The sequence below is a fragment of the Streptomyces sp. Je 1-4 4N24 genome, from assembly GCF_026239515.1.
Lineage (GTDB): Bacteria > Actinomycetota > Actinomycetes > Streptomycetales > Streptomycetaceae > Streptomyces > Streptomyces nigrescens.
Map to the genome: position 1 here is coordinate 924,321 of NZ_CP110836.1, position 25,600 is coordinate 949,920.

At 70.2% G+C, this 25,600-nt stretch carries 27 protein-coding genes; 8 read left to right on the plus strand and 19 right to left on the minus strand.

Annotated elements, in window-relative coordinates; all coding sequences use genetic code 11:
* Position 1: 1 nt before the first annotated feature.
* Positions 2-1,513: an APC family permease gene (locus tag SLV14N_RS03735; RefSeq protein ID WP_263268023.1), complete on the minus strand. Its 1,512-nt coding sequence runs from the start codon at positions 1,511-1,513 to the stop codon at positions 2-4.
* Positions 1,514-1,730: 217 nt separating this feature from the next.
* Positions 1,731-2,357, minus strand: coding sequence for a YigZ family protein (locus SLV14N_RS03740; protein ID WP_208679722.1), 627 nt, complete (start codon positions 2,355-2,357; stop codon positions 1,731-1,733).
* 261 nt (positions 2,358-2,618) lie between these two features.
* On the opposite strand from SLV14N_RS03740, the gene SLV14N_RS03745 reads away from it, so the two are divergent.
* The 3 genes from SLV14N_RS03745 to SLV14N_RS03755 all read left to right on the plus strand — a co-directional run bounded on the left by SLV14N_RS03745 (position 2,619) and on the right by SLV14N_RS03755 (position 4,945).
* Positions 2,619-3,401, plus strand: coding sequence for a type VII secretion system-associated protein (locus SLV14N_RS03745; protein WP_208679723.1), 783 nt, complete (start codon positions 2,619-2,621; stop codon positions 3,399-3,401).
* A 173-nt stretch (positions 3,402-3,574) separates the two neighbouring features.
* Entirely contained in the window at positions 3,575-3,982 is a 408-nt protein-coding gene (locus tag SLV14N_RS03750) for a CoA-binding protein (protein WP_208679724.1), read from the plus strand.
* Positions 3,983-4,390: 408 nt separating this feature from the next.
* Complete coding sequence (locus SLV14N_RS03755) at positions 4,391-4,945, plus strand: hypothetical protein (protein WP_263268029.1); 555 nt, start codon at positions 4,391-4,393, stop codon at positions 4,943-4,945.
* 68 nt (positions 4,946-5,013) lie between these two features.
* Here SLV14N_RS03755 and SLV14N_RS03760 read toward each other — a convergent pair whose 3' ends face one another.
* Both SLV14N_RS03760 and SLV14N_RS03765 read right to left on the minus strand, forming a co-directional pair.
* The gene (locus SLV14N_RS03760; RefSeq protein WP_263268031.1) at positions 5,014-5,571 is read right to left on the minus strand and encodes a YbaK/EbsC family protein; all 558 of its coding nucleotides are present in this window, start codon (positions 5,569-5,571) and stop codon (positions 5,014-5,016) included.
* 44 nt (positions 5,572-5,615) lie between these two features.
* Positions 5,616-6,188, minus strand: coding sequence for an XRE family transcriptional regulator (locus tag SLV14N_RS03765; RefSeq protein ID WP_208679725.1), 573 nt, complete (start codon positions 6,186-6,188; stop codon positions 5,616-5,618).
* 105 nt (positions 6,189-6,293) lie between these two features.
* Between SLV14N_RS03765 and SLV14N_RS03770 the strand changes: the two genes are divergently transcribed.
* Entirely contained in the window at positions 6,294-7,163 is an 870-nt protein-coding gene (locus SLV14N_RS03770) for a DMT family transporter (RefSeq protein ID WP_208679726.1), read from the plus strand.
* A gap of 42 nt (positions 7,164-7,205) precedes the next feature.
* Here the strand turns inward: SLV14N_RS03770 and SLV14N_RS03775 are convergent, their stop codons facing one another.
* Positions 7,206-7,970: a DapH/DapD/GlmU-related protein gene (locus tag SLV14N_RS03775; RefSeq protein WP_263268034.1), complete on the minus strand. Its 765-nt coding sequence runs from the start codon at positions 7,968-7,970 to the stop codon at positions 7,206-7,208.
* A 143-nt stretch (positions 7,971-8,113) separates the two neighbouring features.
* Between SLV14N_RS03775 and SLV14N_RS03780 the strand changes: the two genes are divergently transcribed.
* Positions 8,114-8,653, plus strand: a complete 540-nt coding sequence (locus SLV14N_RS03780; RefSeq protein WP_208679727.1) for a gamma carbonic anhydrase family protein — start codon at positions 8,114-8,116, stop codon at positions 8,651-8,653.
* Positions 8,654-8,729: 76 nt separating this feature from the next.
* Here SLV14N_RS03780 and SLV14N_RS03785 read toward each other — a convergent pair whose 3' ends face one another.
* The 9 genes from SLV14N_RS03785 to SLV14N_RS03825 all read right to left on the minus strand — a co-directional run bounded on the left by SLV14N_RS03785 (position 8,730) and on the right by SLV14N_RS03825 (position 16,784).
* Positions 8,730-9,491, minus strand: a complete 762-nt coding sequence (locus SLV14N_RS03785; protein WP_263268037.1) for an enoyl-CoA hydratase/isomerase family protein — start codon at positions 9,489-9,491, stop codon at positions 8,730-8,732.
* Positions 9,492-9,542: 51 nt separating this feature from the next.
* A complete protein-coding gene (locus SLV14N_RS03790; RefSeq protein WP_259670100.1) occupies positions 9,543-10,796 on the minus strand; it encodes a cytochrome P450 in 1,254 nt (417 codons plus the stop codon).
* Between the two features lie 102 nt (positions 10,797-10,898).
* The gene (locus tag SLV14N_RS03795; protein WP_208679730.1) at positions 10,899-12,269 is read right to left on the minus strand and encodes a cytochrome P450; all 1,371 of its coding nucleotides are present in this window, start codon (positions 12,267-12,269) and stop codon (positions 10,899-10,901) included.
* 10 nt (positions 12,270-12,279) lie between these two features.
* The gene (locus SLV14N_RS03800) at positions 12,280-12,870 is read right to left on the minus strand and encodes an ATP/GTP-binding protein (protein WP_208679731.1); all 591 of its coding nucleotides are present in this window, start codon (positions 12,868-12,870) and stop codon (positions 12,280-12,282) included.
* The gene (locus SLV14N_RS03805; RefSeq protein ID WP_018092499.1) at positions 12,845-13,225 is read right to left on the minus strand and encodes a DUF742 domain-containing protein; all 381 of its coding nucleotides are present in this window, start codon (positions 13,223-13,225) and stop codon (positions 12,845-12,847) included. Before SLV14N_RS03805 ends, SLV14N_RS03800 begins: the two co-directional genes overlap by 26 nt.
* Positions 13,222-13,635 (minus strand): roadblock/LC7 domain-containing protein, encoded by a 414-nt coding sequence (locus SLV14N_RS03810; protein WP_018092498.1) that lies wholly within the window; start codon positions 13,633-13,635, stop codon positions 13,222-13,224. Before SLV14N_RS03810 ends, SLV14N_RS03805 begins: the two co-directional genes overlap by 4 nt.
* The gene (locus SLV14N_RS03815; RefSeq protein WP_208679732.1) at positions 13,632-14,864 is read right to left on the minus strand and encodes an ATP-binding protein; all 1,233 of its coding nucleotides are present in this window, start codon (positions 14,862-14,864) and stop codon (positions 13,632-13,634) included. Before SLV14N_RS03815 ends, SLV14N_RS03810 begins: the two co-directional genes overlap by 4 nt.
* A 436-nt stretch (positions 14,865-15,300) precedes the next feature.
* Entirely contained in the window at positions 15,301-15,657 is a 357-nt protein-coding gene (locus SLV14N_RS03820) for a DUF4333 domain-containing protein (RefSeq protein WP_263268041.1), read from the minus strand.
* A 131-nt stretch (positions 15,658-15,788) separates the two neighbouring features.
* Positions 15,789-16,784, minus strand: coding sequence for an esterase family protein (locus tag SLV14N_RS03825; protein ID WP_263268043.1), 996 nt, complete (start codon positions 16,782-16,784; stop codon positions 15,789-15,791).
* Positions 16,785-17,080: 296 nt separating this feature from the next.
* Here SLV14N_RS03825 and SLV14N_RS03830 point away from each other — a divergent pair, with 296 nt between their 5' ends.
* Both SLV14N_RS03830 and SLV14N_RS03835 read left to right on the plus strand, forming a co-directional pair.
* Positions 17,081-19,132: an AAA family ATPase gene (locus SLV14N_RS03830; protein WP_263268044.1), complete on the plus strand. Its 2,052-nt coding sequence runs from the start codon at positions 17,081-17,083 to the stop codon at positions 19,130-19,132.
* A 102-nt stretch (positions 19,133-19,234) separates the two neighbouring features.
* Complete coding sequence (locus SLV14N_RS03835) at positions 19,235-19,444, plus strand: hypothetical protein (RefSeq protein WP_167540486.1); 210 nt, start codon at positions 19,235-19,237, stop codon at positions 19,442-19,444.
* Between the two features lie 130 nt (positions 19,445-19,574).
* Here SLV14N_RS03835 and SLV14N_RS03840 read toward each other — a convergent pair whose 3' ends face one another.
* Together SLV14N_RS03840 and SLV14N_RS03845 are read right to left on the minus strand one after the other, a co-directional pair.
* Complete coding sequence (locus SLV14N_RS03840) at positions 19,575-20,225, minus strand: DedA family protein (protein WP_263268046.1); 651 nt, start codon at positions 20,223-20,225, stop codon at positions 19,575-19,577.
* A 226-nt stretch (positions 20,226-20,451) separates the two neighbouring features.
* Complete coding sequence (locus SLV14N_RS03845; RefSeq protein ID WP_208679736.1) at positions 20,452-20,907, minus strand: DUF4442 domain-containing protein; 456 nt, start codon at positions 20,905-20,907, stop codon at positions 20,452-20,454.
* A gap of 251 nt (positions 20,908-21,158) precedes the next feature.
* Between SLV14N_RS03845 and SLV14N_RS03850 the strand changes: the two genes are divergently transcribed.
* Positions 21,159-22,442 (plus strand): MFS transporter, encoded by a 1,284-nt coding sequence (locus tag SLV14N_RS03850; RefSeq protein ID WP_263273014.1) that lies wholly within the window; start codon positions 21,159-21,161, stop codon positions 22,440-22,442.
* A gap of 36 nt (positions 22,443-22,478) precedes the next feature.
* On the opposite strand, the gene SLV14N_RS03855 is transcribed toward SLV14N_RS03850, so the two are convergent.
* The 3 genes from SLV14N_RS03855 to tuf all read right to left on the minus strand — a co-directional run bounded on the left by SLV14N_RS03855 (position 22,479) and on the right by tuf (position 25,582).
* The gene (locus tag SLV14N_RS03855) at positions 22,479-23,333 is read right to left on the minus strand and encodes a spermidine synthase (protein ID WP_263268047.1); all 855 of its coding nucleotides are present in this window, start codon (positions 23,331-23,333) and stop codon (positions 22,479-22,481) included.
* 65 nt (positions 23,334-23,398) lie between these two features.
* On the minus strand, positions 23,399-24,241 hold the full coding sequence (locus tag SLV14N_RS03860) for a patatin-like phospholipase family protein (protein WP_263268049.1): 843 nt from the start codon (positions 24,239-24,241) through the stop codon (positions 23,399-23,401).
* A gap of 168 nt (positions 24,242-24,409) precedes the next feature.
* Entirely contained in the window at positions 24,410-25,582 is a 1,173-nt protein-coding gene (gene tuf, locus SLV14N_RS03865) for an elongation factor Tu (RefSeq protein WP_263268051.1), read from the minus strand.
* Positions 25,583-25,600: the final 18 nt, after the last annotated feature.

The window sequence follows — 25,600 nt, forward strand, 5'->3', positions numbered from 1 at the left end:
GTCAGCCAGGGTCGGTGGCCCCGACCGCCGTCCCCCCGGCCCCCTTCTCCCGCCCCTCTCCCCCGGCCCGCCCCATGTCCGCCGGATCGGATCTGTGCAGATACTCCTCCGTGATCCGCTTCGGCCCGAACGGCCACTCCTTCTCGTAACGGGCCCACACCAGAAAGGCCACGACGCCCGCCCCGACCCACGCCAGCGACCATTCGATGGGATGTCTGCCGGGAGCGTTCCGGTCCGCATAGCCGTAGATCACCAGCCAGCCGATGAGCGCGACGATGCTCGGCAGCGGATAGAGCCACATCCGGTACGGACGGTGCAGTCCCGGCTGCCGGCGGCGCAGCACGGTCACCGCCGCGACCTGGGCCAGCGCCTGCACGATCACCATGACGGTGGTCAGCAGCTGGATGATGGTGGCCAGGTCGGTGTGCCGCCCGAGGAGGAAGCCCGCGGCCATCACGGCTCCCATGGTGAGCAGGCCCAGTACGGGGAACCGGTGACGGGGGTGGAGCATGCCGTACGGGCGGAAGAAGACCCGCTCACGGGCGGCGTCGTAGGGGACCCGGGAGCCGCCGAGGAGTCCGGTGAAGACGGAGGCTACGGCGGTGATGAGGATGAGCACCGTGACAGTGCCGGCTGCGCCCTTGCCCCAGGCCTTCTCCAGCACGGCGGAGGCGACGGACGAGGAGGCCGTCGAGTGCGGGTCAAGCATCTCCTGCCAGTTGACGATGCCCAGGGTGCCGATCTGCAGCAGCAGATAGATCGTCATGATGCCGAGGATCGCGAAGAGGATGGCGCGCGGAATGGTGCGGCCGGGCTGTCTGATCTCGGCGCCCACGTAGGCGATGGTGTTGTACCCCAGGTAGTCGTAGATGCCGATCGTCAGTCCGGCCGCGAAGCCGGTCCAGAAGTGACTTGTCGTCAGCTCGAATGCGTGCGCGGGGTAGGTGAAGGCGCGCTCCGGGCTGAAATGGGTGAAAGCGGCGACGATGACCAGCAGGACCGAGGTGATCATCACCGTCCAGAGAACGACGGTGAGCTTGGCGATGTTCTCCACCCGCCGCCACAGCAGCACGACGATGCCCACGGTGATGGCGATGCCGACGAGGTCCCCCTGCCCCGGGGTCATGTCCGGCCACAGATAGCCGAGGTACTGCACAAAGCCGATCACGCCCGTCGACATGCCGAGCGGGATGAAGAGCATGGCCGTCCAGACGAACAAAAACGGCATCAGCTTGCCGGTGCGGTACTGGAACGCCTGCCGCAGATAGACAGAGCTGCCGCCGGCGCCGGGCAGCGACGCGCCCAGCTCGGCCCAGATCAGCCCGTCGGCGAGCGCCAGGACCGCGCCCGCGAGGAACCCGGTCACGGCCTGCGGCCCGCCGAACGCCGCGACCATCAGCGGGATGGTCACGAAGGGACCGATGCCGCACATCTGGCTCATATTGATGGCGGTGGCCTGGAACAAGCCGATGCGCCGGACGAATCCCACCCGCTCATCGAGGAGTTCAGGCATGCGGCAGCCCCTCTCGTGCCGGTGCACACACCGGTCAGCGGCCCGTTGTCACCGCGTCACAGGCTGACATGACCCGGGTGTCGGCACACCGGTCCGGACCGGACAATCCGTTGCGGCCGACAGGCACTCCACAGGCCGCCGTGGGCACCCCGGCGGTCCGCGTCAGTCCACCCATCGCCTCGCGGGCGTAGGCGGGGGCCACGCCAGGGCCGGCCGGTCAGAGTTCCCCGTACGCCTCGCCGCCGAGCTCCAGCCGCGCCGTGCCGGCGGTGGTGTCCGCGAGCCAGGCGCGAAAGGCGTCCAGATCGGCCTCCGGCAGCCCGATCTCGATGCGTACGTCCACCCCGTACGTCACCTCACGCACCGCCCGCCCCGTGGTGCGCAGGTCGTTCTCCACCCGGCCTGCCCGCTGATGGTCGACGGTGACCGTCACCAGCCGGAAGCGCTGCCGGGTGACGGTGCCCAGCGCGTCCAGCGCCTCACCGACGACACCTCCGTACGCGCGGATGAGGCCGCCGGCACCAAGCTTGACGCCACCGAAGTAGCGGGTGACGACGGCGACGACGTAACGGACCTCGCGGCGCACCAGCATCTGCAGCATCGGGACGCCCGCGGTGCCGCCCGGCTCACCGTCGTCGCTCGCCTTCTGGATACCGCCGTCGGCACCCAGGACGTAGGCGAAGCAGTGGTGGCGGGCGGTGGGGTGCTCCTTGCGGATGCGCGCGATGAAGTCCTGGGCCTCGGCCTCGGTCGCGACGGGCGCGAGCGCACAGAGGAAGCGGGACTTGTTGATCTCGATCTCGTGGACACCCTCGCGCGCGAGCGTGCGGTACTGCTCCTGCATCGGACCAGCCTATGCGGCCCGGTGACCTGCGGACACCGCCGGTGCCGGTGGCCCGCGCCGCGCTGAGGTGTCCGCCGTAAGGGCGCGGGGGTCCGCCGTACGGGCGCAGTGCGCACGGCCACGCGGCGTACCCACCCCGTCCGCACGGTGCGTCGGGGAGACGTCCGCGCTGCCCGTGGGCACTGTGAGGCCAGTGCGAGAGCCTCGTGTTTCCGGGGCCCCGCTCGTACACGTAGGAACGGCGGGTTTGCGGAGGGCTGCATGGAAGAGAGCACACAGTCGGCGATGACGGCGGGCGTTCCCGTAACGGGCGAGGAGATGCCCGAGCCCCCGCCGGAGGTCATCGAGGCGGCACGCACGGCGCCCGACCACTGGCTGGCCATGGTGGATCTGACCTGGCAGGGAGAGGGACCACCACCGCTCTGGGCGCTGATCGGCCAGTGGCGCTCGGGCCCGACGGGTGAGATCGAGGAGTGGCGGGACAACCCGGAGTACCGGCCCTCGCCCCAGATGCTGGACTGGTCCGAGCCGACGGATGCGGTGGACTGCGCGCTGCAGCTCGCCGCGACCGGCTACGGGCCGGGGCAGGACGTCTCCGAGGCGCTGGCGCGCGCGGAGGTATCCGTCCTGGTCACCGCGACCGGTACGCCGCTGGCGGCCGCCTCGCCCGAGGGCACCCCGGTGATCCCGGTCTACACCTCGCAGAGCTACCTCGAATCGGTGGGCCGGCTGCTGTACGACCGTCGTCCGGTGGCCGAACTCGTCGAGCAGCTGCCGCCCGGGCATGCCCTGTACCTCAACCCGACCGGTCCGGTGAGCATGCTCGTGGACACCGAGGAACTGCGCGCGGCGCTGGCCGGGGTGTCCGGGTCGGAGGCGCGGGAACCGGCCGCGCCCGTGGCGCCGCGTCCGGGAACCGGGGCCGGTGGGGCCGAACCCGTCGGCAGCGGACGGGCGATCGGCAAGCCGGCCCGCGCCGCGAAGGGCAGCACCGTGGTCGGGGCCGGGATGGCCGGCAGCGGAATGGCCCGCGGCGCGAACTGAGCCGCCGCGCAGAGACCCGCCCCGCCCGTCTTCCCCTTCGGGCGGGGCGTCTGCCGTACGACGCGGACAGGCTGCCGCACGCCCCGCGGCAATGTCGTCTCCCGCGACGGGAATCTCCGGGTCACGCCGTCCGTTGATCGGCACAGGACCCTTCCATCCGCAGGAGGCAGTGCGTGTACGGCGACCCCAGCACGATCCGCAGGATCCTGACCGAGCTCGGCGACACCTGGGCCGTCGTCGGCCTGTCCAACAACGAGCAGCGCCCGGCGCACGGCGTCGCGGAGGTGCTGCAGCGCTACGGCAAGCGGATCGTGCCGGTGCACCCGAAGGCCGAGAGCGTCCATGGCGAGCAGGGGTACTCCTCGCTCTCCGCGATCCCCTTCCCTGTCGATGTGGTCGACGTCTTCGTCAACAGCGACTTGGCAGGCCCGGTCGCCGACGAGGCCGTCTCGGTCGGCGCGAAGGCCATCTGGTTCCAGCTGGGCGTCGTCGACGAGGCGGCCTGGAACCGGGTGCACGACTCCGGTCTCGACATGGTGATGGACCGCTGCCCGGCCATCGAAATTCCTCGTCTGGGCTGAGGCCGCGGGTGCATCACCTGGCCTTCTTCCTTACCGTCACCCCATGGAATTCAACATCACGGCCGAGGCACGGCGGGCGGGGCGTCGGCATGGGCTTGATGGGGCCGGTGTCCGACGGCGAGTGCTGACACTGGCGTTCACGCACCTCGTCCCGCACCTTCACCCACGCTGTGCAGTCGGGGCAGTTCGGATCCGGCGTGGGCAGGTCTCCGTACGGCTCCGTCAGCTGCACCGGGGGCGGCTGAATCCCTCTCGGCTCGCTCATGTCTCCAATACACGTCGCCACAGGGGACGTTGGTACGCCCATAGCCGGGACGGAGCGGCCTCTTCGGTTCTATCGTCCTGAGTGGCCCAAACGTCCCGTCAGGAGGACGCCGGCCGCGCGCTAGGAGTGGACCCCATGACTCTGTGGCCCAAGTCGGTGCGTTCTCACGTCAAACGGGGCACGACCGCGAGATCATCGCGGCGTACCCTTTCCGCAGCGCCGCCCCCACGTCGTTGTGGGCGTCGCTCATCGACGGTGCATCCCAGAATCTGGCGTTCGCCGGCTATACGAACTACTTCCTGTGGCAGCAGCACCCCTGCCTGGGCGCGCGGCTGAAGGCCGATGCCGGTGCCCGGATCCGCTTCCTGGTCGGCGAACCGGAGCCGGACGTCACGCGCAAGCGGGAAGAAGTGGAGGGCGTCCCCCTCACGGTCAGCACGCGCATCAAGATCACGCTGGATGCACTGGAGAAGATGGGCGAGTGCCGTGGGGTCGAAGCGCGATTCAGCGATCAGCACATCGCACTGTCCGTCTTTCAGTTCGATGACCAGATGCTCGTGACTCCGCACATCGCCTCGTTGCTCGGCGACGAGTCCCCCGTGCTCCACCTCCGCCGACTCGAGGACGACGGGCTGTACGACCGGTTCGCCAGTCACCTGACGGCGCTGTGGGAGAGCGGCCGACCGGTAGAGCTGTAGTCCGCGAACGCAACAGCCCCCGCTGGATGGTTCGATGAGGGCCCGAGCGTCACGGGTGACGCTTTCGGCTAAGCGATCCCCAGCCCATCCAGCACCGTTGCGCCGGGCAGTTCGGCCAGGGCCTTGCCGGGGACGATGAGTTTGCCGCGGCGACTGCCGCTGCCGATCAGGGCGTACGGGGTGTCGACGACGGCGGCGTCCACCAGTATCGGCCAGTCGGCGGGCAGGCCGATCGGGGTGATCCCGCCGTACTCCATCCCGCTGTCGCCGACCGCCTTGTCCATTGGCGCGAACGACGCCTTGCGAGCGCCCAGTTGGCGACGCACCACCCCGTTGACATCGACGCGGGTGTGCGAGAGGACGACACAGGCGGCCAGGGTGGTCTCGCCGCCGCGCTTGCCGGCCACCACCACACAGTTCGCCGACTGCTCCAGGAGCCAGGGGCCGTAGCGCTCGACGAGCAGTGCGGTGTCCGCGATCGCCGGATCCGTGTCGACATGGCGCAGTTCCTCGACGGGCACCGATCCGCGCCAGTCACGGATCGCGGCGACCACGGGCTCGGGCAGCAGGTCCAGGCACTCGACGGCGGGCCGGACATCGTCAAAAGCATCCATCGGCACGGGCATACCCGCCAAGCTAACAGTCGCGACCGCCCCGGCGGCGGGCCGTCTCAGCGGACGGGCGGGATGATCACCGACATGGTCATCTCGACCGGTTCCGCACCGTCGTTGCGGTAGCCGTGCGCGACCTTGGCCTCGAAGGTCGCCGAGGCGCCGGCAGGCACCTCGTGCTCCTGGCCGTCCACGACCAGCGTCAGCGTGCCGGCCCGGACATGCAGCAGCTCGACGGTGCCGGGCGGGTGCGGATCGGAGCTGCTGCCGTCGCCGGGCATCAGCCGCCAGTCCCACAGCTCGTACGGTCCGGGCGCTTCGGCGCCCACGAGGAGCGTGGTGAAGCTGCCGGCGTCGGTGGACCAGAGCCGGACCGCCTCTTCCGCGGCCACGATGCGTACCTGCGGGCCCTGCTCGTAGTCGAGGAGCGTGGTGATGCTGACGCCGAGCGCGTCGGCGATCTTGACAGTGGTCCCCACGCTCGGGTTCGTACGGGCCTGCTCGATCTGGATGATCATGCCGCGACTGACGCCGGCGCGGGCCGCCAGCGCATCGAGGGTGAAGCCGCGCTCGGCGCGCCAGTGCTTGAGGTTGCGGGCGAGCGACTGCGTGAGCTGGTCGAGGTCCGTCACGGTCCGTCCAAGTCGAAGCCAATATATTCGATTCCCCAGTGCACTCTGCTGCACTACGGTGTGGTGTACTTCAGCGTCCGGTTCACTGTACTGCGAGGTTTCACCATGACAGCGGTCTTCGCCCTGGCCACCAGCCTTCTGTGGGGGCTCGCCGACTTCGGCGGCGGACTGCTCACCCGACGACTGCAGGCGCTGACCGTGGTGGTCGTCTCGCAGACCCTGGCCGCCGTGGTGCTGGGCGCCATCGTGCTGGCCACCGGCGGCTGGCGGGAGGCCGGACCGCAGCTGTGGTTCGCGGTCGGAGCGGGCGTCGTGGGACCCACCGCCATGCTCTGCTTCTACCGCGCCCTGGCGCTCGGCCCGATGGGCGTGGTCTCCCCGCTCGCCTCGTTCGGCACCGTGCTCGTACCGCTCGGCGTCGGGATCGTGGCGGGCGAACGGCCGGGGCTGCTGCAGGTCACCGGCATGCTGGTGGCCGTGATCGGCGTCGTGCTGGCCGGCGGCCCGCGGATCAGCGGCGCCTCCGTGGCCCGCCGGACGATCGTGCTGACACTGATCTCGGCGCTGGGCTTCGGCGCGGTGATGGCGCTGATCTCGGAGGCGTCGACGACCGTGACCGGGCTCTTTCTCGCCCTGTTCGTCCAGCGGCTGTGCAATGTCGCCGTCGGCGGCGCCGCGCTGTACGCATCGGTGCGGCGCGGCACTCCGGCCCTGTCCGAGGGCGGGCTCCCGGCCCTCCGGGACGCGCTGCCCGCACTCGGCTTCGTCGGTATCGCCGATGTCGCCGCGAACGGCACCTACGCCCTCGCCGCCCAGAGCGGGCCGGTCACCATGGCGGCGGTGCTCGCCTCCCTCTACCCCGTCGTCACCTCGCTCGCCGCACTCGGCATTCTCAAGGAGCGGCTGCGGGCGATCCAGACGGCCGGCGCCTCCCTCGCACTGGTCGGCTCGGCCCTGCTCGCCTCCGGCGGCTGACCGCGGCGGGGCCGGCAGCGGGACGACGCACCTGACACCGGCTCAGGACGTCTCGTACGCCTCCCCGGCCTCCTCCGCCTGCCACGCCTCCAGCGCGATCAGCTGCTCCGGCGTGACGCCCTCGGGGATCGGCACCGGCGCCGGTGTGCGCAGCGGCGGCTGCCAGCCCTGCCGGGGGTCCCAGCGGCGGACGATCCTGGCGGGCGCGCCGGCGACCACCGCGTGGTCGGGGACCTCACCGCGGACCACGGCACCGGCCGCGACCACCACGTTCCGGCCCAGCCGCGCCCCGGGCAGGATCACCGCACCGGTCCCGATCCAGCCGCCGGGGCCGATGGCGACCGGGTCGCTGCGCGGCCACTGCTTGCCGACCGGCACCTCGGGGTCGTCATAGCTGTGGTTGGTGGTGGTGACATAGACGCCGGGACCGAAGAAGCAGTCATCGCCGATCGTCAGCCGGACATCCGCGATCACATGGCTTCCGCGGCCGAGCACCACACCGTTTCCCAGCGTGAGGATCGGCTCTGGGCCGAGATCGAGGTCCGGCATCATGCCCGCCGTCATCGTCACGTCCTGGGCGATGATGCAGTGCTCCCCGAGCTCGATCCACGGATCGCCGAAGACCGTGCCCTGCGGGAAGGCGAGCCGGGTGCCGGTGCCGATCCGGCGGAAGCGGTACGGGCCCGGCCGCTCGGCCGTCACGGCCGCGGCCTCGCGCACCCAGCGCGCGCCACGGTGGACGACGCGTGACACGGCCCGGCGCCGCCAGGCCGCGACAGACGAGAACACGTTCTGGTTTATCGGCACTCGGACACCGTACTCAGCCTGCCCGGCGGCGGCTCGCGCACCGGGCTGTGATCTTCGCCCCACCGACGGCCGGCCCCGCCCGGCGCCGCGCCCGTCGTCTACGGTGCTGTTGGCGCGGCAGCAGAACGGTGAGGAGATCCAGGATGGCGGAGCGGGCGTTGATTTCACCGGTGGGCGGTAAGGAGCCGAAGGTCGATCAGAAGGCGTTCACCGCCCCGACGTCCGTCGTGCTCGGCGAGGTCACGATGGGTCCGGGGGCCAGCGTCTGGTACCACACGGTGCTGCGGGCCGACTGCGGCCCGATCGTGCTCGGCGCCGACAGCAACATCCAGGACAACTGCACGGTGCATGTGGATCCCGGCTTCCCGGTGACCGTCGGCGAGCGGGTCTCGGTCGGGCACAACGCGGTGCTGCACGGCTGCACCGTCGAGGACGATGTCCTGATCGGTATGGGTGCCACGGTGCTGAACGGGGCGCGCATCGGCGCGGGCTCGCTGGTCGCCGCGCAGGCGCTGGTCCCCCAGGGCATGCAGGTCCCGCCCGGCTCGCTGGTCGCCGGGGTGCCGGCGAAGGTCAAACGGCAGCTGACCGACGAGGAGCGCGAGACCATCAAGCTCAATTCCGTGATGTATCTGGAGCTGGTGGCACAGCACCGGGAAGCGGTCGCGGCCACCGAGGAGTGAGCCGGCCACACGGCTGAGCGGGCCCGGTCGTCCGCGGCGCGGGCCGTGGGGACGGGCCCGCGCCGCGGACGGCGGCTCAGCGTCGGGTGGAGGCTGCCGCGGTCAGCGCGGAGGACAGCAGTTCGGCGTCGAACAGACTGGCATCCGCGAGGCGGTTGACGTTGGCGTACGCGTTCAGCATCAGCTTCGCGGTCCGCAGGGCCGAGGGGGAACGGCGGACCAAGGGCTTGATCCACCGTGTGACGGCGCTGTCGAGCTGCTCCTCCGGGACGACCTTGTGGAGGATGGACATCTCCTGCGCGGTGGTGGCGTCGAAGTTGTCGGCGGTCAGTATCAGCTCACGGATCCGCGCCGCACCCGTCTCGTGCAGCAGCCTCGGCATGATCCCGCCCCAGGCGGGCGGCACCCCCAGCCCCAGCTCCGGCAGCCGGAAGCGGCAGGTGTCCGCGCCGACGCGCAGATCGCAGAAGACCGCGAGCCCGACTCCGGCACCGACCACCCCGCCGTGCAGCCGCGCGATGGTCACCGCGTCAGTGCTCGCAAGGGCGTCACACACCCGTCGCGCCTTGTTGCCGAGGGCGCGCAGCCCCGTCCCGCTGGGGTCCTCGGCGAGCAGCGCGGGGAACTCCGTACGGTCACCGCCCAGACAGAAGTCCTCACCCGCACCGGAGAAGACCAGGACCCTGATACCGGACTCGTCGTCCAGGGCTCCCAGTACGGCGAGAAGCTCGTCGAGCATCTCCCCACAGATGGCATTGCCCGTCTCGGGGGCGTTCAACTGCACTGTGAGGACGGGCCCTTCGCGTGTCACGAGAAGGGACTTGAAGTCGTGGATCATGGCCGTTCCTTGTTTCGTTGTTCCGCTGTGCGGGGACCGGTGCCCGGGATGTCAGACACGGACGACCGGAAGTGTGATCAGGCGGCGGAAGGCCACGCGTGGCTCCCAGAGGGGAGGAGCGCTGATCCGCAGCCCCGGCAGCCGCTCGAGCAGCGCGGTGAGCAGGCAGTCCGCCTCCATGCGGGCCAGCGCGTTGCCCAGACAGAAGTGAATTCCCCCGCCGAAGCTGAGATGGGGTGCCCGGCGGCGGATGTCGAAGACTTCGGGGGCGGCGAAGTGGTTCGGGTCGTGATGGGCGGCGCCGACCATGAGCTGCACCATCTCGTGCTTGCGGACCGTCACCCCGGCGATGTCGGTGTCCTCGGGGGCCACCCGGCTGATCATGTGGATCGGGGCGTCGTAGCGGAGCACCTCGTCGATCGCGTCCGGTATCTGCTCGGGGTGCACCCGCAGCCAGTTCAGCTGGCGGGGGTGCTCCAGGAGCAGCCGGACCGCGCTGGACAGGACATGTGAGGTCGTCTCCAGCGCCGCCAGGACCATGAACAGCGCGAGGGAGTAGACGGCCTCGTCGGCGGCTTCACGGTCGGGTTCCTGTGCGTCCCAGACGCGGAGCCAGGCCGAGACCGGGTCATTCCCCGGCTTTCGCCTGCGCTCTTGCACCAGAGCAGTGAAATATTGGCGCAATTGGCGCGACGATTCGTCCGAAAGCGCGAGTTGGCTCGGCGTCGGAAACAATTCCTGGGTGTACACCTGGTCGTGGGTGAGCGAACGCAGGAGCGCGTAATCGGCGGGCGGAATCTGCAGCCATTCGCCGATGGTGATCACCGGAAGTTCTTCACTGACCAGTGCGCAGAAATCGGCCGGACCGTCCGCGAGTTCCTCTTCGAAGCGGTCGAGCAGCCGACTGGTCGTCCGCTCGACCGAAGTCTTCATCTCGGCCAGCGATTTACGGTCGAAAACGTTGCCCACCGCGCGCCGCACACGGGTGTGGTGCGGTGGGTTGAGCATGGGCAGGGTGCCGCCCATCTGGCGTGACGCGGATGCGTGCCAGCGGGCCGCATCATCCTGGCGGGCCCTCCAGTCACTGTCCGGGACCCGCCAGGATCTACTTCGCAAAAGCTCGTGGCACAACCCGTAAGAGGTCGCCAAGTAGCCTCCCCAGGGCGCCTGCACCACATCCCCCATCGCCCTGAGTTTCGCGTACAACGGCAATGAATTCGACTGGCCATCGGCCGTGCGCAGACGGGAAAAAAGCGAAACCACACTGCGCCGGTCGACGGGGGCAGCGGCCAGAGCGGGTTGCAAGGCGATACCTTCTTTCGGAAGATCACTCGATAGTCGCCAGCCCTGCATACCCCTACGGCTGAACATTCATGCGACAGCCGAACATTCAAGCTGTCGTGAACATCACACCCGCCACCAGTTGAGGAACCCGCTCCACCAGCTGCCCTTCTGAGGCTTGCTCTGCTGTTCCCGGGCCCGGGTGTCTCCCCCGCCCGGACCGCCCGTCACGGCGGACTGAGGGCCCCGCCGCTCGCTGCGTACCGGGGTGAAACGGGCGGGCAGCGCGTTGAGCGCCCGGTGGAACGGGCCAGGCCGCCAGGTCAGCGTGTCCGCAGGCACGCCCAGCTCGATGTCGGGCAGCGTGTTCAGCAGCTTCTCTATCGCCCGTATGGAGATCAGCAGCGCGGGGTCCTTCGCCGGGCAGGCATGCGGCCCGGCTCCCCAGGCGAGATGCGCCCGCTTGCTGAACGTCTGCCGGCTTGCGGACATGCTGGGATCCGCGTTGGCCGCCGCGAAACTGATGAGCACCGGCGTCCCGGCCGCCAGCTTGTTCCCGGAGAGTTCCACATCCTGTACCGGGTAGTGGGTGGCGTAGTTGGCGATCGGCGGGCTGTTCCACAGCACCTCGTTGATGGCGTCCTCGACCAGGAGGTCGCCGCCCCCCTGCGGGCCGCCGCCGAACTGCTCGTCGGACAGCAACAGCCGCAGGGCGTTGGCAATGAGGTTCTGCACCGGTTCAGTGCCGGCCCCGATGAGCAGGGCGAGCTGGTGGACCATCTCCTCGTCGGTCAGCCGCGACGGGTGCTGCATCAACCAGGAGGTGATGTCCTCGCCCGGTGTGCCGCGCTTCAGGGTGACCAGTTCGAACAGGGCGCCCGCCATGACCTCGTTGGCCCGCTCCACATCGACACCGTCGAAGAGATTGGAGATGGCGCTGATCAGCCGGTCACCGATTTCCGCCGGGCAGCCGAAGAGATCGTTGAAGACCAGCAGCGGCAGCAGCTGCGCATAGTCGCTGATCAGATCGGCTTTGCCCCGGATGCTGAACTGGTCGGTGAGGTACGTCGCGACGCGGTCGACATGCCTGCTCACCCGGTGCATGTCCAGACGCCCGAAGCTCTCCGTCACTGCCTGACGCAGCCTCAGGTGCTGCGCACCGTCGGAGAACATGCAATTCGGCCGGTACATCATCATCGGCAGCACGGGACTGTCCATCGGAACACGTCCCTCGTTCAGCGCGCGCCAGCGGCGGGAATCCCGCGCGAAGGTGTCCGGGTTCTGCAGGACATGGAGCGCTGTGGCGTACTCCGTGACGAGTTCGGCCTCCACACCGGGAGCCAGCTCGACGGGCGCGCTGGGACCGTACTGCCGCAGCATGTCGTAGAAAGCGTCCGGCGCGGCAGCGAACTCCGGTCCGTGCAGGGGCGCCCTTTCACCACCGGCGTGCGCGGGGCAGCCGGGCGGTGGGCTCTGGAATTCCGAGTGAGATTGCATGCCTGAACTCCTAGTTGAGGCGGGACTGGAGATATCGGACGAGCGCGATCAGTGAATCCGCCGAGGAACGTTGGTCCCGTGCGTCACAGCTCATCACCGGTGTCTCAGGAAGCAGGTCCAGTGCCTCCCGGATCTCGTCGAGCGAGTGCGCGGGCGTCCCGTCGAAACGGTTCACGGCGATGGCGTAGGGGATTCCATAGTGTTCCACCAGGTCCATGACAGGGAAGGACTCGTCGAGCCGCTGGGGGTCGACCAGGACCAGCGCCCCGAGCGCACCCCGCGTCATGTCCTCCCAGACCTGAACGAAGCGCTGCTGGCCGGGCGTTCCGAACAGATAGAGGACCAGCTTCTCGCTGAGCGTGAGCCGGCCGAAGTCCATGGCGACGGTGGTCGTGGTCTTGTTGGGTGCGCCTTTCGGATCGTCAATTCCGGCACCCGCCTGGGTCATTACCTCTTCGGTCCGCAGCGGCGGAATCTCGGACATGGTCCCGATGAATGTCGTCTTTCCCACGGCGAAGTGTCCGACCACGAGGATCTTTGCCGCGGTCTGCACTGAATTGCGCAGGTACACGCCGTCATCCAAAGCGAGCCTGGAGCCCATTCAGCACCTCCTCTAGGATTTGCCGGTCGACAAGCTGAGCGCTAGGTATGGGCGCACGAGAGTAGAGAAATCCCTCCTGCGCGAGATCGGACACCAGAATCTTGACGACACCCACCGGCAGCTGGGTGTGCCCGGCTATCTCGGCGATCGAGAGGAAGCCCCCCGAACACAGCTCCAGCAGGCTGAGCTTCTCCGGATCAAGGGGTTTCGTACGAGGCGGATCCGCCTGCACGGTGACCAGGGTGATGAGTGAGAATTCATCGCCGTCAAGAAGATCGCGGCCGTTGGTGATGACGTACGGCCGTACTAATTCCGCTGCTTCGTGTTCCAGCTCCGGCTCGTCATCGGTCGTCATGGCTGGATATCAGCCCTCTCTCGCGGCGGACTGGTCAGTGCCTTACCGAGCTGGCCCACCAGCTGTTGCATACGGAACGTGATCTCTGCCATGTCGACATCGGGCGACGCCGAAACCGCGAGATAGGCGCCTTCACCGGCCGAGATGAGGAAGACCCAGCCATGGTCGAACTCGACCAGCGTCTGCCGCCATTGCGGCCGGTTGGCGGCCGCACCACCGTGGCAGAAGTCGGCGACCGTACGGCTCAGCGACTGCATTCCGCTCATGGCGGCGGCGACGGTATCGGCGTGGTCCCGGCCGACTTCCTTCGAACGGGCCATGAGCAGACCATCGGCGGAGACGAGGATGGCATGCTGCGCTTCGGGCAATTCCAGAGCACTGTCAAGCATCCACGACAGATCGTAGTTCACTGAACCTCAGGCCCTTCATTGCTTGCATTGGTGGATCGGCGGCCGGATTGCGTGCCGCGCTGGAATGCGCCCATCACGGACGCCGCCTTTGCGCTGTCGCGGGCCGGAGTTTCCGTGCTCTCGGATTCGGTCGGCACAATGGAAATCGCACCGCGGCGGCGCCGCTTCGGCAGACCGCCGGCCGTCGTCTCGGGAACCGGGCGGGGTTCGGCCGGCTGCCCCAGGGGCGCCGGGCCGGGGGCCGGGGAGCCGGCCGCCGGGTATCCGGGCACGGGCGGAGCCGGGGTTCCATAGGCCGGTTGACCAGGAGGGTTCTCAGGCGGCAACGGAGCGGACGCGGCCACGGCAGGACTCTCCTCGGGCTCGTGCAGAGACGTCAGTAGATCGTCGGGGAGCAGGACGACCGCGCGCACGCCACCGTAGGGAGAGGTGGAATCCACCGACACAGTGAATCCGTAGCGGGCGGCGAGCACACCCATGACGGTGAATCCGAACTGCGGCGGGTTGCCGAGGCTGGAGACACTGGCCGAATTCTCGCTCGACAGCAGCTGAGCGGCTCGTGCCTTCTCCTCCTCGTTCATACCGACACCGGCGTCGTCGACGATGATGCAGACGCCCTTGGGCACCGGCCGGATATTGATCTCGATCATCGTTTCCGGCGCCGAATAGCTGGTGGCGTTGTCCAGCAGTTCGGCAAGCACCAGCGCCACCGGTTCCACGGCGCGGCTCACGATGGCGAAATTACTCTGCGACCGGATCTCGACGCGCGTGAAGTGGCGAATACGGCCCTTCGCGCTGCGGACCACATCGTAGAGCGAGGCGTTGTTCCGCCGCCGGCCGAGCCAGCCGTCACAGAGCACGGCGATGGACTGGGCCCGCCGCGCGAACTGCGAATTCATGTGGTCGATGTCGAGCAGGTCCTGAAGGATCTTGTGCTCGCCGTATGTCTCCTGCAGCTTGGAAATCGCCAGCTGCTGTTCACTCGCCAGACCCTGCAGGGTCCGCATGGCGGCCTTCAGCGTGGTCTTGGTGGCCTCTTCGGCCCGGTCCTTGGCCTCTTCGACGGCCTCCGTGTAGTGATCTTCAAGATTGGCGTAGTGCTGCTTGAGCTCGGCCTTCTCTTTTCGAAGCTCCGTGATCTTCATTCTGCCGCGAATAATCGCGGTTGCGGCAACAGGGGTACCAGCGATCAATCCCCAGAACGCTGGATCCTGGAAGTATTGCGTCATAAGACTCTCTTCGGACGACGGAGCCACCAGGTGTCGTATGTCTGGCTGCGGCGTAGAGAATCATTCGCGGTCCCAGACATACGTATACGGCCGCGCACAGTCGCCTGCCAGAAAGCCATCGAAGGGCCGGCTAATGGCATAGTTCTCCCCGGGGTGGCGGTTTTCTTAGGCCAATGCGCGGAATTTCTTTCTTGCCTTAGCAGGTGACTACCCGGTTGGCAAGTGCGATGATCTTAGCATCACAGCAACACCCGTCGTCCAACGGCGATCTGAACAGTTGCTTCAACTGAAGCAGATTCAACAAAGGCCGCCTTTGGGGCCATTGGGTGTTGATGCCGGTCCTGGCGGCGCAACCGGACAGACCGCGTCCTGACGGACCGTTGATGCACGGCCCTGTGGCATAGCGAACGCAACGCGCAGGAGCGGTCAGCAAACGTCAGCGATGTGGCGCGTCATGGACATAGGTGATCTCGCCGCCGCGGACCCGGACGACCCGCACGGTCATGTCCCGGTCCGTCCCCCGCAGGTAGTGGGCCGTGCAGCGGGTCCGGGCCCCCTTGACGGCACGCAGGTCCCTCGCGCAGTCGACCGAGCGCGGTCCCCTGGGGATCACCGGCAGCGACAGATGGCCGGAGATCGAGCGGGCGACCTCATCGCGCGGGACGGCGTCGGACGTCCCGTCCACCTCACTGATCGTGTCCCGGTCCGTCAGCCACCGGCTGCCCGCCGTGAGGCTCCCTGCCAGCAGAGCCGTACCGGCCAGCACCAGGCCGACAGCTCGCAGATTCCGCACGGTTCTCCTTCCCATGGGCACACATCGGACACCGGCCGTGCCCACCGTGCCGGGTCACGGACAATTCTTGCCGGTGGCCCGGTTTCGGCAACAGGAGCCCCCCGCGGTGCGTCCGGCCAGGCGACGGTGCGTCACACGGACGGTACGGGGCCCTGCATCTGCGCGCTGATCCAGTGCAGCGAGTCGGCCATCCGCTGGATGTAGGTGTGCCCGCTGTGCACACCGTCCGGTATCTCGAAGAGCGTGGCGTGGACCAGCCCGCCGGTGTAGTCCCTGATGAAGCGCTTCACATCGGGCACCGCCGCCTCCCTGCTGCCGAGCTCGAAGGCGAGGTGGACCGGCAGGCCGTTGCGCGCGGCCAGCTGCCGCGCCAGGTGGCGTGGGTCATTGGCGCGCATCTCGGCCGGATGCCCCTGCCACAGCGGTGAATCCGGCGCGGTGTCAGGGCCGTTGACGACGGCCGCCTTGAACTTCTGCGGCTCCTTCAGGACGGCCTTCAGCGCGGCGAAGCCTCCGGACGAGGACCCCATGAAGGCCCAGCCGTCACGGCTGTCGTACGTACGGAAGTTGGCCCGCGCGAAGTCCGGTACGTCCTCGGTCAGCCAGGTGCCCATTTTGGGTTGCCCAGGGATGTCGCTGCCGTCGTAGTACGTCCTGCCCGGATTGAGCACCGGCATCACGACGATGAACGGCAGCGTCTTGCCCCGCCGCGACCACTCCGCGATCCGCTCCTCCAGCGCGAAGGCCTCCCCTGCCCAGTAGTTGAACGGATAGCCGTAGGCGCCGGGCAGCGCGATCAGCACCGGGAAGCCGCTCTTCGCGTACCGCGCCTGGTGGTACTGGGGCGGCACCCAGGCCCATATGTCGCCCGTGAAACCGGACTTGCGGCCGTGCCACTTCGTCGTCACGACCCGGGTGCCGTCGCCCCCCGTCGCACGGAAGGTGGTGAAGGACGAGCGCGGCCCGCGGGGTGGCACCACCCGGGGCTGTCCGTTGAGGGCGTCCGCGGCATGGGCCGGCAGCCGGGGAACGCTCGATGCGTCCACGAAGTCCCTGCCGTCACCGCAACCGGCCAGCAGCCCCAGAGCCACCACACTCACCGCAGCGCGGACGCGCAGGCACTTCATCGGGACGTTCTCCTCGGTTCCTCGGACCGGCTGCGGGCAGCCACGCTGCCACTGCGCCACCGGTCGAAAGACACCACTTTAAGATCGTCCGCAGCGCCCCCGGCCCCGACCCCGGCCACTCTGACCTGGTGGTCCGCGCTCCCGGCTCCGCACGGAGACGTCCCTGCACGTCAAGTACACCGGCCGTGTTTCCCTCGTTCGATGAGGCCACGGGTTGTTTACCGGACGGTCGGTTCTGGCAAGGTTGGTTCCCAATTCCGAAGGGCGCGGCGCTGTGCCGTGGTTGGGGATGACCGATGACCGCGAGGGCCGATCGCCGGCCACTGCCCGGCGTAGTGGGCCGGGCCGTTGAGCATGAGCTGGTGTCCGGGCTGCTGGGCAGCGCGCCGCTCGTGACGCTGACCGGACCCGCGGGAGTGGGCAAGAGCGTGCTGGCCCGCGCCGTCCTGGAGGAGCACACCGCCCGGCACGACGGCACGATCCTCCGGGTCGGCTGCTGGGACGGGCCGGCCGAGGGCGGGCTGCCGGCGACACTGCTCCGGGCGGCACAGTCGGCGGACAGCGCCCGCCGGGACGCCGCGACGGCCCTCGTCCGGCGGACCGCCCCGTCCTGCGTCGGCGAACCGGTGGGCGGCCGGGCGGGGCGGACGGACGCCCCAACAGGGCCTACTCCGGCGGACCATACGGCGATGGCCGCGCTCGCCGCGCACTGCCGCCGGTATCGCGCGACCGTGCTGCTGGACGACTGTGACCCGATGCGCGACGAGTGCGCACAGCTCGTGCGCCAACTGCTGCGGGCCGATCCGACGCTGCGCATCGTGGCGAGCGCGCGTGGTGCGCTCGGACTGCCCGAGGAGCGGGTCGTCGAGATCGCACCGCTTCCGGTGACGCTGGGCGAGGGGATCGCCGGGCCGGCCGTCGAGCTGCTGGCCGCACGGACCGGACCCGCCACACCGGAGCTCCTGGTCGCCGTCTGCCAGGCGCTGGAGGGCTCGCCGCTGGCGATCACGCTGGCCGCGCAGCAGCTGGACCGGATGTCGCTGCCGCAGCTCGCGGCGCAGGTGGGGTCGGACGGTCCGCTGTTCTGGTCGGGTCCGGCGGCCACCGTGCGGCACACCTCGCTCTACGCCGCGCAGGCCGCGGGCTACGCCCTCTGCTCGCCCACCGACCGGCGGGTCTGGGCGAGGCTCTCGGTGCTGCCCGGCGATTTCGATCCCTGGCTCGCCGGTTGTGTCTGCACCAGCTGTGACGTTCCTGCGGCAGCCGTCGAGGGCGCGCTGGAACGGCTCCTCACCGCCTCGGTGATCGAGCGCGTACGGGACGGCGGCGCGCAGGACGACACCGGGGCGGCGCTGCCACCGCGCTACCGACTCCCGCGCGCGGCCCGCGACTTCGGACGGACACAACTGCGCGAGGCGGGCGAGGAGTCCGCGGCGCTGCGACGGTTCCGGCAGGCCTGTGCGGCGCTCGCGGCCGAGGCCCAGATCGCCTGGCAGGGCCCGAATCAGCAGGTCGCCGTGCGCCTGGTGGAGGACGAACAGGCCAACCTCGACGCCGCGCTGACCCGGCCCCCGCAGGACGCGGAGGATGCGCTCGGCGCACTGGAGATCGCGGTGTCGCTGTGGTTCCACTGGGCGGCCTGTGGCTTCCGCCGCGAGGGGCGGGCGCATCTGGACCGGCTGCTGCTGCTCTCGCGGGACGACACCGCGCTGCGGGCCCGGGCGCTGTGGCTGGCCGGCTATCTCGCGGCGCAGGAGGACGCGCCCGGCGCCGCGGAGGCGCTGCTCGACCAGGCCTGGACGGCGGCCGTGATGCATGCGGACTCCGACGGGCTGGCCCGTATCGCGCATGCGCACGGCGTACTGGAGCTGTACCGCGGGAACACTGCGGCGGCGGTGGCCTGTCTGGAGGAGGCGGCCGGACACCGTTCCAGGGATCCGTGGTTCGGGCCGGGGCCCGCCCACAGCTGGGCGCTGCTCGCCGTCGCCCTGTCGTCGCTCGACGCGGAGCGGGCCCGGGCGGCGGCTCGTCGTGCCTGGGAGTCCCGGCACTCGGACGGCGATTTCTGGCTGTACTCGACGGTCCTCTATGCCTGTGCGGCGACCGAGCGCGTCCATGGGGTGCCGGCGGCGGCGCTGCGGGCCTGCCGTACGGCGCTGGCGGCCAAAGAGCTCATCGGTGACCCGCTGTTCATCGCGGGCGCCCACCACATGCTGGCCGGTCTGCGACGTGAGGCGCGCGGCGGGGAGCCGCTGCCGGACCATGACGAGGAGGACCCGTGGTGGCGGCCCGGCGGACCGGACGTACCGCCGCAGCCGTTCTTCTCGCGGCTGCGGGCGGGGCCTTGAGGACCGGGGTGGCCGGTGGCCGCCCGACGGGTCGGACACGCTGTGTGACGGACCGCTCGCGCTCGGGATGCGGGGGCGGCGGGCCGGTCGCATGCTGGGGATATGAAGCGTGCCCCCGTGATCGTGCATCCGCCCTGTACAGGCGGTCGCCGTGTGACGCTCTACGGACAGGATCTGGGTCGAGCGCTGCGCCCTGGTGACGTGGCCGCGATCCTGCGCCGGGCCGGTTTCTGCACCACGACCTTCGTCTGGGACGACACCGGCCTCTTCGAATGGCGGGATGGCGGACCCGACGTCTGGCTGATGACCTGAGGCGACATCGCGCCGCGACCGGCCCGAACGACTCTGGCCTGTGGCCGAGTTATGTAGCCCGTGAGCCCCAACCGCCCGTTTTCAGGGGCAGTTGGGGCTCACGGGTAAAGCCGTACGAAGCGGCGCGCGGTCAGTCGACCGTCGCGACGACCGGGCTCTCCTCCACCGCGCGCGCGGCGGCGGCCTTCTTCGCCCGGTGCTTCATGAGGACGAAGGAGCCGATGCCGAACAGCAGGGCGGCGACCAGCCCGAGCCAGGAGAAGCGCTTGAGCCAGGACTCGGCGACGATGCCCACGCTGTAGATCAGCGCGGTCGTACCGCCGGCCCAGACGATGCCGCCGAGGACGTTGGCGATCAGGAACTTCCAGTACGGCATCTTCAGGACACCGGCGAGCGGCCCGGCGAAGATGCGCAGCAGTGCGACGAAACGGCCGAAGAAGACCGCCCACATACCCCACTTGTCGAACTTCGCCTCGGCCATCGCGACATGGTCGGGGCCGAAGTGCTTGGGGAACTTGCGGCCGGCCCATTGCAACAGGGGCTGGCCCCCCTTGCGTCCGATCAGATACCCGATGGAGTCACCGATGATCGCGCCGGCGGTGGCACAGCCACCCAGCACGTACGGATTGATGTGGTCCTGGGTCGCCGCGAGAATCGCGGCGCTGACGAGGACGATCTCGCCGGGCAGCGGAATGCCCAGGCTCTCCAGTCCGATGACCACCCCCACCAGGAGGTACACGCTCACGGCCGGTACCGACTCGAGCCACTCCTGGATGTGCAACGCCGATTCCTCCGCTGGTGTAGGGCCCCCGTGGGCGGCCGTGGCCGACGTCCGTGACACCGTGCCGGTCGATCCCCTGGCGCACCGCAGCGCGCCCGGGAAGCCTACTCGATGGGGCCGCCCGGGGACCGAATCCACGTGCGGTATGCAACATCTGGCGCCCGGACGTGACGACGGCCCGCCGCGCGGTGCACGGCGGGCCGTGAGAGCCCCACAGGGGAGCGGCTCACTTATTGGGGCGCAGGGTCCACACGATGCTCATCTCGCCGGTCACCGCGCCGTCCTCGCGGGTGATGGCGATGTTCACGGGGAATTCCGGACGCTCTCCGGCGTCGAGCTCGGCGACGATCTCGGCCACCGGGCGGCCCAGCTCCGCGGTGGCGGTGACCGGCCCCATGGCGAGCTTCTTGTAGCCGATCTCGGCGCGCACCGCCAGGGGCACCGCGCGGCCGAGCTGGTCGCCGAAGGCCGCCATCACGATGGCGCCGCTCGCCGACTCGGCGAGGGTGAACATCGCGCCGGCGTGCGGACCGCCGACGTGGTTGTGGAAGTCGGGCTGGTCGGGCATGCGGACCACGGCGCGCTCGGCGGTGGTCTCGGCGAAGTCGAGGTTCAGGGTGCGGGCCATCGGCACGGATGCCGCCATCATTTCGCCGATCGACGGCAGGGTCTCGGAGGACATGAGGCCAGGTTACCTAGCGGTAGCTTAGGTGGGAAGAGCCGACCGCCTCACGGGCCGGCCCGTCGCCGGACGCCGGGCGATACCCCGGTGGTGCCCGCGCCGTGCCCAGCAATACCGTTGACGCCCATGTGGCCAGGACAGCAGCACAGCGGAGACGGACGGGTGACGTTCCCGGCACACCCCGTGCGCCGACCGGACAACCCGAGCCGGAAGCGGTCCGCCACGGCACCTTCCCGGCCGGTGCGTTCGTGGTGAGGACCGTCCCCTCATGGGCGGGGCGCAACTATCTGCTGCTCACCGGAGCCACGGTGATCGCGAACCTCGGCAGCTCCGGCGCGCTGATCGCGACCGCCTTCGCGGTGTTCGCCGCCGGCGGCTCCGCCACCGATGTCGGCCTGGTCGCCGCGGCGCGGACGATCCCGCTGATCTTCTTCCTGCTGATCGGCGGCGCGGTCGCCGACCGGCTCCCCCGGCATCGCGTGATGGTCGCCGCGAACGTCCTCAGCTGTGGCTCCCAAGGCCTGTTCGCGCTGCTCGTACTGGCCGGGGAGCCGCAGCTGTGGCAGATGGCGCTGCTGGCCGCGCTCGGCGGCACCGGGCAGGCGTTCTTCGCGCCGGCCTCCGAGGGCATGGTGCTCGCCAGCGTCTCCGGCGACCAGGCGCGGCGCGCCTTCGCCGTGTACCGCATGGGCATGAACGGCGCGAACATCGGCGGCGCGGCACTGGGCGGCGCGCTGGTCGCCGCGGTCGGGCCCGGCTGGGTGCTGGCCGTCGACTCCGCCGCCTTCGCCCTCGCGGCGGCGCTGCGCGCCTTCCTCGACGTCAGCGGGGTTCCCGAGCGGGCCCCCGGCGGCGGGATGCTGCACGATCTGCGGGACGGCTGGCGGGAGGTGGCCTCCCGGCCCTGGCTGTGGGCGGTGGTGGTGCAGTTCTCCCTCGTCAATGCGGTGGTGTCGGCCGCCGAGGCGGTCTACGGGCCCTTGGTCGCCGAGCAGCATCTGGGCGGCCCCGGCCCCTGGGGGCTGGCGCTTGCCGCGTTCGGTGTGGGCACCGTGGGCGGCGCCCTGCTGATGGCCCGGGTGAAACCACGCCGCATGCTGCTGACCGGTGCGTTGTGTGTCTTCCCGCTCGCCCTCCCGTCCGCCGCGCTCGCCGTCCCGCTGCCCGTGGCCGGACTCACCGCGATCATGTTCGGCACCGGGATCGCGATCGAGGTCTTCGCGGTGACGTGGATGACGGCGCTGCACCAGGAGATCCCCGAGGAGAAGTTCTCCCGGGTCTCGTCCTACGACTGGCTCGGGTCGCTGGCCATGGTCCCACTGGCCACCGCTCTGGCCGGCCCGGTCCAGGACCTCATCGGGCGGACAGCCGCGCTGTGGGGCTGTTCGGCGGTGATCGTGCTGCTGACGGCGGCGGTGCTGTGCGTACCCGACATCCGGCGTCTGACGCGGCGTCCGAAGAGGGAGCCGGCCGCCGGGGCACCGGCCTCACCCGCCGCCGAGACGGCCGCACCGGACACAGCGGAAGCGGAGTGACCGGCCGCGGCGGCGCCGCGCCGGAGCGGGCCGGGGTCAGCCCACGCTGAACGCGCCGTCCGGCGGCACCGGTGACGCCACCGCCTCGGCATCGCGTACGGGCACCGCGTCCGCGATCAGCCGCCGCAGCGCCGTGCCGTGCTCGACCCGGGCCGGAAAGGCGTCGCCGGCCGTCCGCCGGGCCAGGGCGGCGACGGGGAGCGGCGCGCGCGAGGCGAGCAGCACGGCATTGCCGAACCGGCGGCCGCGCAGCACCGAGGGCTCGGCGATCAGTGCGAGATGCTCGAAGACCGTGGCGAAATTGGCGAGTTGGCCGCGCAGAAAGCCGAACGGCGCGCTGTCCGCGAGGTTCGCCGCATAGCAGCCGTCCGGCCGCAGCACCCGCGCGGCGGCCCGTGCGTACTCGACCGAGGTGAGCTGGGCCGGCACCCGTGACCCGCCGAAGACGTCCGCCACGATGACATCGGCGCTGTCCTCCGGTGCCGCCTCCAGCGCCGTACGGGCGTCCTCGGCATGCACGGTGATCCCGCAGTCGCCGGGCAGCGGCAGCTGCTCCGTCACCAGGGCGAGCAGCCCGCGGTCGGCCTCGACGACGTCCTGCCGGGAGTGCGGACGGGTGGCGGCGAGGTAGCGCGGCAGGGTCAGCGCTCCGCCGCCCAGATGCAGGACGTCGAGCGGCTGCCCCGGGGCGGCCACCTCGTCCAGGACATGTGCCATCCGGCGCACGTACTCGAACTCCAGATGCGCGGGCGCGTCGAGGTCCACATACGACTGCGGTGCGCCGTCCACGGTCAGCAGCCAGGCGCGGGGCCGGTCGACGTCCGGCAGCAGCTTGGCGGTGCCGCAGTCCACGGTCCGGGTGACGGGTATCGGCTCGGGTGCTTCGTCCACCGTCCCATTGTGCCGGTGCGGCCCCGGCGCCCCGGCCCCGGGCGCCGCGGGTACCGGCCGGCCGGTCAGTCCGACCAGACCCGCCGGATCTCCGCCGCGTGCACGGCTGCCTGCCGGCGCCCCGCACGGGCCGCGTCCGCGCGCTTGGCAGGGTCGAGGACATTACGGCCGAACGCCGACCTGGCCGCGCGGTCGGGGGTGATCACACACGCCCTGGCGCCTCCGCGCACCAGCCGCTCGCCCTGCGACCGCGGTCCGGCGATCGGCCCGCCGGAGGCCGCCATCGGCGCGACCACCACCACCCGGCCGTATCCGGAGGCAAGATCGGCGTTGGCGGTGGAGTGCACCCCGCCGTCGATCCAGCGGGTGCCGTCGATGGTGACCGGCGGATAGATGCCGGGGACCGCGCAGCTCGCGCCCACCGCGTCGAGCAGCCCCACCCCGCTCGTGTCGTCGAAGGCGGTCCGCTCGCCCGTCGCCGCGTCCACCGCCGTGACCACCAGCCGGCGGGTCGGCCAGTCGGTCAGCCCCAGGGTCCGGGCGATCACCGTGCGCTGTTCCGCCTCGGTGACGGTACGGGCCGCGAGCGCCAGCTTCCCCATCCGTACGCCGAAGGAGACCGTGTCCCGCGAGCGCAGCGCGATGGCCGCGAACCGGGCCAGGGCGGCCGTGCCCATACGGGCGGCCGAGCGGGCCTCCGGTACGGCGAGCTGGCGTTCGTACATCTCCTCCAGGGGCAGCTGCCGGGAGGTGAGATGGGCGCCGACGATCGATCCGGCGGAGGTGCCGATGACGACATCGGCGTCGGTGACGTCGATGCCCGCCTCGGCGAGACCGGTGAGCATGCCGATCTCCCAGCCGATTCCGGTGAGCCCGCCGCCGCCCAGGACCAGTGCCGTACCCGCCATGGGCTCTCCCTCGCGCCTCCCGGCCGACCGGCCGCACCGTGCGGCGCGGCCGGGCCACCCTCGTCATCCGTGGCGAGCAGTCTCGCACTCCGTACGTCGCCGGGACAGCGGGCGGCTGCGCCCGGCACCGGAAAGGGCGCCGGGCACAGCCTGATGACCTGCGGTTTTTCAGTCCTCGACGGTGCGCACCGTGCCCGCGCCGACGGTCCGGCCGCCTTCGCGGATGGCGAAGCCCAGCCCCCGCTCCAGCGGCACCTCCCGGCCCAGTTCGACCGACACCGTCACCGTCTCGCCGGGACGGGCGATGCCCCGCTCGCCGAGGTCGAGGTCGCCGACGACGTCCGCGGTGCGGAGGTAGAACTGCGGCCGGTAGCCGGTGGACAGCGGCGTCCGGCGACCGCCCTCCTCGGTGGAGAGCACATACACCTCGGCGGTGAAGCGGCGCCGCGGTGTGACGCTGCCGGGCGCGGCGACGACATGCCCGCGGCGCACCTGGTCACGGTGGAGACCGCGCAGCAGCAGCGCGACATTGTCGCCCGCCTCGGCGGACTCCATGGGCTTGCCGAACGTCTCCAGCCCGGTGACCGTCGTCTCGGTCTCCGCGCCGAGCACCGCGACCCGGTCGCCGACCCGCACCGCGCCGCGCTCGACGGCTCCGGTGACGACCGTGCCGCGCCCGGTGATGGTCAGCACGTTCTCCACCGGCAGCAGGAACGGCGCGTCGACATACCGGTCGGGCGTCGGGACATAGGTGTCCACGGCGTCCAGCAGCGCCTCGATCGCCTGTGTCCAGCGCAGGTCGCCCTGCAGGGCGCGCAGCCCCGAGACCCGTACGACGGGGACGTGATCCCCGTCATAGCCGTGCGCGCTGAGCAGTTCGCGCACCTCCAGCTCCACCAGGTCGGTGAGCTCCGGGTCGCCGGCGTCGGCCTTGTTGAGGGCCACGACGATGTGCCGGACGCCCACCTGCTTGGCGAGCAACACATGCTCGGCGGTCTGCGGCATGATCCCGTCGAGCGCGGAGACGACCAGGATCGCGCCGTCGAGCTGCGCGGCCCCGGTCACCATGTTCTTGATGAAGTCGGCGTGGCCGGGCATGTCGACATGGGCGTAGTGCCGGGTGCCGGTCTCGTACTCGACATGCGAGATGTTGATGGTGATGCCGCGGGCGGCCTCCTCCGGGGCCCGGTCGATCCGGTCGAACGGCACGAACGTCCCACTCCCCCGGTCGCTGAGGACCTTGGTGATGGCCGCGGTCAGGGTGGTCTTGCCGTGGTCGACGTGGCCCATGGTGCCGATGTTCAAGTGCGGCTTGGTGCGCACATATGCCGTCTTGGGCATGGTGTTCTTCCTCGCAAC

Bases quoted from the DNA above. Each gene is read 5' to 3' on its own strand.
- SLV14N_RS03805 (WP_018092499.1), bottom strand. From the start codon at position 13,225: ATGACGACCGATGACGAGCCGGAGCTGGAACACGAAGCAGCGGAATTA.
- SLV14N_RS03830 (WP_263268044.1), top strand. From the start codon at position 17,081: ATGACCGCGAGGGCCGATCGCCGGCCACTGCCCGGCGTAGTGGGCCGG.
- SLV14N_RS03735 (WP_263268023.1), bottom strand. From the start codon at position 1,513: ATGCCTGAACTCCTCGATGAGCGGGTGGGATTCGTCCGGCGCATCGGC.
- SLV14N_RS03845 (WP_208679736.1), bottom strand. From the start codon at position 20,907: ATGTCCTCCGAGACCCTGCCGTCGATCGGCGAAATGATGGCGGCATCC.
- SLV14N_RS03745 (WP_208679723.1), top strand. From the start codon at position 2,619: ATGGAAGAGAGCACACAGTCGGCGATGACGGCGGGCGTTCCCGTAACG.
- SLV14N_RS03770 (WP_208679726.1), top strand. From the start codon at position 6,294: ATGACAGCGGTCTTCGCCCTGGCCACCAGCCTTCTGTGGGGGCTCGCC.
- SLV14N_RS03835 (WP_167540486.1), top strand. From the start codon at position 19,235: ATGAAGCGTGCCCCCGTGATCGTGCATCCGCCCTGTACAGGCGGTCGC.
- SLV14N_RS03800 (WP_208679731.1), bottom strand. From the start codon at position 12,870: ATGGGCTCCAGGCTCGCTTTGGATGACGGCGTGTACCTGCGCAATTCA.
- SLV14N_RS03795 (WP_208679730.1), bottom strand. From the start codon at position 12,269: ATGCAATCTCACTCGGAATTCCAGAGCCCACCGCCCGGCTGCCCCGCG.
- SLV14N_RS03815 (WP_208679732.1), bottom strand. From the start codon at position 14,864: ATGACGCAATACTTCCAGGATCCAGCGTTCTGGGGATTGATCGCTGGT.
- SLV14N_RS03760 (WP_263268031.1), bottom strand. From the start codon at position 5,571: ATGCCCGTGCCGATGGATGCTTTTGACGATGTCCGGCCCGCCGTCGAG.
- tuf (WP_263268051.1), bottom strand. From the start codon at position 25,582: ATGCCCAAGACGGCATATGTGCGCACCAAGCCGCACTTGAACATCGGC.
- SLV14N_RS03780 (WP_208679727.1), top strand. From the start codon at position 8,114: ATGGCGGAGCGGGCGTTGATTTCACCGGTGGGCGGTAAGGAGCCGAAG.
- SLV14N_RS03825 (WP_263268043.1), bottom strand. From the start codon at position 16,784: ATGAAGTGCCTGCGCGTCCGCGCTGCGGTGAGTGTGGTGGCTCTGGGG.
- SLV14N_RS03860 (WP_263268049.1), bottom strand. From the start codon at position 24,241: ATGGCGGGTACGGCACTGGTCCTGGGCGGCGGCGGGCTCACCGGAATC.
- SLV14N_RS03785 (WP_263268037.1), bottom strand. From the start codon at position 9,491: ATGATCCACGACTTCAAGTCCCTTCTCGTGACACGCGAAGGGCCCGTC.
- SLV14N_RS03740 (WP_208679722.1), bottom strand. From the start codon at position 2,357: ATGCAGGAGCAGTACCGCACGCTCGCGCGCGAGGGTGTCCACGAGATC.